The 5,656-nt window shown below is 70.5% G+C and carries 8 protein-coding genes and 1 pseudogene; 5 read left to right on the top strand and 4 right to left on the bottom strand.

Going from position 1 to position 5,656, the window contains the following annotated elements:
• Positions 1-246, bottom strand: a pseudogene (locus G6018_RS08415) (3-phosphoshikimate 1-carboxyvinyltransferase); the annotation flags it as partial.
• 32 nt (positions 247-278) lie between these two features.
• Between G6018_RS08415 and G6018_RS08410 the strand changes: the two are divergent.
• Entirely contained in the window at positions 279-1,082 is an 804-nt protein-coding gene (locus G6018_RS08410) for an SOS response-associated peptidase (RefSeq protein WP_347237833.1), read from the top strand.
• A gap of 7 nt (positions 1,083-1,089) precedes the next feature.
• On the opposite strand, the gene G6018_RS08405 is transcribed toward G6018_RS08410, so the two are convergent.
• Positions 1,090-1,626, bottom strand: coding sequence for a YbaK/EbsC family protein (locus tag G6018_RS08405; RefSeq protein ID WP_182639371.1), 537 nt, complete (start codon positions 1,624-1,626; stop codon positions 1,090-1,092).
• A gap of 105 nt (positions 1,627-1,731) precedes the next feature.
• On the opposite strand from G6018_RS08405, the gene G6018_RS08400 reads away from it, so the two are divergent.
• From G6018_RS08400 to G6018_RS08390, 3 genes are all read left to right on the top strand, one after another.
• Entirely contained in the window at positions 1,732-2,409 is a 678-nt protein-coding gene (locus tag G6018_RS08400) for a sigma-70 family RNA polymerase sigma factor (RefSeq protein ID WP_179524792.1), read from the top strand.
• Entirely contained in the window at positions 2,406-2,735 is a 330-nt protein-coding gene (locus G6018_RS08395) for a zf-HC2 domain-containing protein (RefSeq protein WP_179524793.1), read from the top strand. The genes G6018_RS08400 and G6018_RS08395 overlap by 4 nt, the downstream gene beginning before the upstream one ends.
• Before the next feature lie 252 nt (positions 2,736-2,987).
• Positions 2,988-3,203 carry a biotin/lipoyl-binding carrier protein gene (locus tag G6018_RS08390; RefSeq protein WP_017836613.1) on the top strand — a complete coding sequence of 72 codons (216 nt, stop codon included), beginning with the start codon at positions 2,988-2,990 and terminating at the stop codon, positions 3,201-3,203.
• Between the two features lie 155 nt (positions 3,204-3,358).
• Here the strand turns inward: G6018_RS08390 and G6018_RS08385 are convergent, their stop codons facing one another.
• On the bottom strand, positions 3,359-3,607 hold the full coding sequence (locus tag G6018_RS08385) for a WhiB family transcriptional regulator (protein ID WP_179524794.1): 249 nt from the start codon (positions 3,605-3,607) through the stop codon (positions 3,359-3,361).
• 392 nt (positions 3,608-3,999) lie between these two features.
• Here G6018_RS08385 and G6018_RS08380 point away from each other — a divergent pair, with 392 nt between their 5' ends.
• Positions 4,000-4,431 carry a hypothetical protein gene (locus G6018_RS08380; protein ID WP_338404193.1) on the top strand — a complete coding sequence of 144 codons (432 nt, stop codon included), beginning with the start codon at positions 4,000-4,002 and terminating at the stop codon, positions 4,429-4,431.
• Positions 4,432-4,471: 40 nt separating this feature from the next.
• On the opposite strand, the gene G6018_RS08375 is transcribed toward G6018_RS08380, so the two are convergent.
• Positions 4,472-5,656, bottom strand: a 1,185-nt coding sequence (locus tag G6018_RS08375; RefSeq protein ID WP_182639370.1) for a hypothetical protein, incomplete at its 5' end; no start/stop codon positions are given.

Genomic DNA, 5,656 nt, shown 5'->3' with positions numbered 1-5,656 from the left:
GTCGCCCGGCGCGGGCGGCCCCGTGGGGCCCTCGATCCGGGTGCCGAGCGCGGTGAGCGCCCCGATCATCAGGTCGGTGTCCCGGCTGCGCAACGTCCCGCTCAACCGGGCGGGGGCGTCGGCCAGCGCGGCCAGGACCAGGGCGCGGTTGGTCAGCGACTTGGACCCGGGTACGGGGACGACGGCGTCCACGGGCGTGCCGGCGACGGGGGCGTTCCAATGACTCACCTGGTCATTGTCGCGCATCGACCCCGATCCCGCCCGGTCCGGGTGGGAGGATGGACCGCATGTGTGGACGGTTCTCCCTCTCCTCGGATCCGGCGCGACTCGCCGTGGAGCTCGATGCCGTCGACGAGGCGTCCTCGCCGCCACCGGGGTTGTGGCCCGACCGGGGCCCGGTCTCCCCGAGGTTCAACATCGCGCCCACCACCACCGTCCCCGCCCTCGTCCTGGACGCCCCGCGCGAACGCCTCGACGATCCCGCCGGCCCCCGACGGATCCTGCGTGCCATGCGCTGGGGCCTGGTGCCGTCCTGGGCCAGGGACCCGGGCAGGCTGCCCACCCTGTTCAACGCGCGGGTCGAGACGGCGTTCGAGAAGCCCTCCTTCCGTACCGCCGTCGCGCGGCGCCACTGCGTGGTCCCGATGGACGGCTGGTACGAGTGGGTCCCGGGGGAGCCGGCGACGCCCGGCGGCAGGGCGGGCCCCAAGCAGCCGTTCCACATGAGCCTGCCCGGCGACGAGGGGCTGCTCATGGCGGGGCTGTGGGAGGCCCGGCGTGACCCCGGCGACCAGACCGTCACGCAGTTGTCGTGCACGATCCTCACCACCGAGGCGCTCGGACCGCTGCGCCGCGTCCACGACCGCATGCCGCTCGTGGTGCACCCGTCCGTGGTCTCCGACTGGCTCGACCCCTCCGTGATCGGTGACCCGAGGGCCCTGGTCGACGGCGCGGGCGGCGACCTGGGGCAGTGGGCCGACTCGGTGGAGATCAGGCCGGTCTCACGCGCGGTCTCCAACGTCAGGAACGAGGGCCCGGAACTGGTCCGGCCGGTGGACCCGTCCGCCGGGATGCTCTTCTAGCACGGCGTCACCGGGCGGCGATCGACGCCGCCGTGGCTCCCGTGAGGCCGACGAGGTCCGCGGGTGCCAGTTCGATCTCCCACCCCCGACGGCCGGCGCTGCACAGGATCGTGGGGTGATCCCACGCGGAGCTGTCGACCACGGTCGCCAGCGACCTCTTCTGCCCGAGGGGGGACACTCCGCCGACCACGTACCCGGTGGCCTTCTCCGCGACGTCGACGGGGGCGAGCGAGGCCTTCCCGGAGGACAGCGCGGCGGCCGCCGCCTTGAGGTCGAGCATCGCCGTGACCGGCAGGACCGCGACAGCCAGCGGGATCCGGGTGCCCGCCGGGGGGCGGGCGGTGGCGAGCACCAGGGTCTTGAACACCCTGGCGGCGTCGATCCCGAGTCGCTCGCCCATGACGCGGGCGGCCTCGTCGCCGAACGCGCCGTTTCCCGCGTCGTAGGTGTGCACCTCGTGGTCGACCCCGGCGGACCGGAGTGCGGCGAGGGCGGGGGTCGCCGCCGAGTCGGACTTCCCGTGTCCCGTGCGCTTACGGCTCATCCTGCCCAGCCTAGTGACGGCACCGGCCGGAATAGCGTGACCGTGGACGGCGTTGAGGAGAGCAGGTACCCGGGACTGTCCCCGGGATCGGGAGAGGAGGGTGCGATGCGGACCGCGGTCCTCGACGCCCCCGGCGTGCGGATAGACTCCGGGTCATCGACAGGTGAGGAGTACCGGTTGCCGACCGAGTTGCAGCCCGACGAGTCCGACCAACGCGCCGAACAGTTCGAGGAGTTGGCCATGCCGCTCCTCGATCAGTTGTACGGTGCCGCGCTGCGGATGACCCGCAACCCGGCCGATGCGGAGGACCTGGTGCAGGAGGCGTACGCGAAGGCGTACGCGGGTTTCCACTCCTTCAAGCCCGGGACCAACTTCCGGGCCTGGATGCACCGCATCCTCACCAACGCGTACATCAACCACTACCGCAAGCGGCAGCGCCAACCCGCCCAGTATCCGACCGAGGAGATCACGGACTGGCAGCTGGCGGCGGCGGCGGAGCACACCTCCACCGGCCTGCGCTCGGCGGAGGTCGAGGCGATGGAACTGCTGCCGGACGACGAGATCCGGTCCGCGCTCGCCCAGCTCCCCGAGGAGTTCCGGATGGCCGTGTACTACGCGGACGTCCAGGACCTGCCGTACAAGGAGATCGCCGAGATCATGGACACCCCGTTGGGGACCGTGATGTCACGCCTCCACCGAGGACGCAAGCAGCTCCGCGAGCTGCTCCGGGACGTGGCGACCGAGCGTGGCTTCGGTCGTGACAGGACGGAGGGCGCGAAGTGACGAGGGAACACGACCCGCGGCTCGACCAGATCGACTGTGAGGCCGCCCGGCGCGACCTGTCCCTGCTGGTGGACCTCGAGTGCGACGACGCCTGTCGTTCGAGGCTCGAGCATCACCTCGCCGGGTGTCCGCCCTGCCGTGAACTCTTCCTCTCGGAGCGGCGGCTCAAGGCCAAGTTGTCCCGCTCGTGTTGCGAGAAGGCGCCGTCGGGGTTGAGGGAACGACTCATGGTGGAGATCCGACGCACCACGGTCACCACGACCGATTCCGACGGGACGACGGTGGTGCACCGGACCACGACCGTCCACCGGCGGGACCCGCACTGACCTCACCGGAGACGAGGCGAGGGGCGGACACCGACACGGTGTCCGCCCCTCGCTCGGTTCTGATGGTCCGGACTCAGCTGTTCGGACGCTTGCCGTGGTTGGCGTTCTTCTTGCGGCGATCCCGCCTCTTGCGGCCACGCTTGCCCATGGTCGCCTCCTTTCGTCGGTGTACAAGTCTCCCATGAGAACCCCCGTGTGGTTGCATTGAGGAGTCCGGGGGCCGCCGCGTGAGGAAAGCAGAGGAACATCCGAATGACTGAACAGGTCCGTGCCGAGATGGTCGCGAATGTCATGGAGGTCGTCGCAGCCGTCGGCACCGAGGTCGCCGAGGGGGACACGATCGTGCTCCTCGAGTCCATGAAGATGGAGATCCCGGTGTTGTGCGAGACGGCCGGCACCGTCACCGAGGTGGCCGTCGCCCCCGGCGACGTCATCCAGGCCGGAGACCTCATCGCCGTCATCGGCTGACGATCGACCGTCACGACGAAGGCCGGTTCCCCTCCCACGCGGGAGGGGAACCGGCCTTCGTCGTTCTCGTGGGGTCGGGCGTCCGTTCAGGTCGCCGACCGGACCGCGTACCGTGGGATCGCGGTCACCAGAATGCGGTGATCAGGTGGCGGTGATCAGACCGCGGTGCGGGTGCGGGCGCGGCGACGCTTGAGCGCGCGACGCTCGTCCTCGCTCATGCCGCCCCAGACGCCCGCGTCCTGGCCGGACTCGAGGGCCCAGGCCAGGCACTCGGAGGTGACGGGGCAACGGTTACAGACGATCTTCGCCTCGGCGATCTGCGCGAGGGCGGGTCCGGAATTGCCGACGGGGAAGAACAGCTCGGGATCCTCGTCGCGGCAGATGGCCTTGTGGCGCCAGTCCATGGGAACTCCTTACGGTTACGAGACCGTTATCGGGTCAACCGGACACGGGAAGACGCCGCCGACGCGCCGATCTGCGAGGATCGGCACGCGGACGTACGCGCTGTGTCACATCCGGTGATGTGGTGGGGGTGTACCCGTTCCGAGGGCTCGCTCCGTGAGGAGCAGCTCCCGGTTAAGGCAAGGCAAACAATGTGCGTCTGCGCTGTTACGAATGATGGTGCCACGATTCCATGACAAGTCAACCCTCTCCCGCCGCGATGTGGCAAAGGTCACCCCGGTTGTCAAATCGAACCGAAATCGCACGCCAGAGGCTGTAATGGGTTAATCGGAGTCCAGTCCGCAAGGGTGGTGCGGGCCCGGCCGTCACCGCGACATACCCTGTGGAGGTGAACGTGAGCCGACCTGACGACCACCGCCCCCCGCCGGATCGCCTCGATCCCCGCACCGCGATCCCCACGCCCGTGCGCCTGGCCGGGTGGATCTCCTCCGCGCAGGGCCTCATCGGCGTCGGGGTGGCCGTGGCCCTCGCCATCCGGGCGGCCGGAGGCCATCGCGAGGAGACCGTCGTCATCAGTGGCTACGGCACCGCGGTGTGGTTCGCGATCCTCGGGGGCGGCCTTCTCGCGGCCGGTGTGGGCCTGTTGCGGGGTCGACGGTGGGGCCGTGGACTCGTGGTGATCGCGGAGTTGTTGTTGCTGTTCGTGGCCTGGTACGTGGGGGTGGGATCGGACCAGTACCTCGCCGGTCTGATCCTCGCCGTGGTCTGCGCTGTCGCGCTGGTGTCGCTGTTCCGCAGGGACGCGATCGAGTGGTACGCCGTCTGACCCTGCCGACCCGCACGGCTCCCGTATCCACCCCGGGGGGTCAGGCGACGAGCTTGTACGCGCGGATCTCTCCCGCGTGGCGTTCGTACAGGATGTCGCCGATCTGGGCGAGCCCCGTCACGCCCGGTCCCGGTGCCGCCTGCCCGGCCAGGCGACGGACCTCGCGCCCGGTGTCGTGGTCCAGGAGCGCGAGCCCGTCGGCGACCGGCACCAGCACCCACTCGCCCGTCGAATGGGCCGCGGGGTCGGCGGACCAGCCCCCGGTCAGTCCGGGGCCCGTCGACCCGCCCAGGGTCCACGAGTATCTCCCGGACGGCCCGTCGAAGGCGTGCGTGGAACGTCCGTCGAACCATCTCACCTGAGCGCTGTCGCCCGAGACGGACTCGTGCGAGGGCGGCACGGCCGGCTCACCCTCCAGAGCGAGCACGGTCGAGTGTTCGGTGGGGGAGGTGAACCACTCGACGGTCCAGTCGGGGCCCTGGTTCCGGAGCGCCAGGACCCCCTGCTCGGTCACCTCGATGATCCACAGACCGTCGGCACCGGTCGGGTCCGAGGCGATCTCCTCGGGGGCGCGATTGTCCTCGGGGACGGTCTTCGAGATCGTCAGCCTGACGGAGTCCTCGCCGGGGCAGCGCTCCGTCACGGCGAAGCGCTCGTCGGTGAGATCCGCGGTCACGAGGGTGCACCCGGTGCGGGGTTGCATCCCGGCCTCCTGCGGAGCCTCCACGGCCCCGTACTCGACCGTCCGGACCAGGTCGTCGCGCCAGATCTCGAGGCGGTCCGGGCTGAACGCCAGGACGTGCTTCCACGAGCCGGTGAGTTCCATCGAGTCCGGATACACACTCTGTCTGGTGCTCGCGTACTCCTGGCGGGTCGGGTCGAGGGACGTCACGTCACTGCACCCGGAGGCGCCGTCGAACGCGGCGACGAGTCGATCGGCGTAGAACGCTCCGGCACAGAACCGCCCCGCGTGCGTGTAGGACCAGCTCTCCTCCCCGGAACCCGCGTCCCGGCCGACCAGCACCCCGTCCGGGGAGACGGTGACGAGGTTGCCCTTGGTGGTGAGCGGGGGGCCGGTCCCGGCGGAGCCGTGCATCCAGAGCGGTTGGAGCGACGTGGGGGGATCGGTGGCCGGGCCGTACTCGGGCTGCTCCGCGTCCGCGGCACGCAGCTCAGACCCGGTCGCGCTCCCGGACAGCAGCACGGCGACCGCCGCCAGCACCAT

It is taken from the genome of Dietzia sp. DQ11-44 (genome assembly GCF_014145205.1).
GTDB lineage: Bacteria > Actinomycetota > Actinomycetes > Mycobacteriales > Mycobacteriaceae > Dietzia > Dietzia natronolimnaea.
The sequence above is the reverse complement of the archived record's forward strand: the minus strand, read 5'-3'. Positions and strand labels throughout refer to the sequence as shown.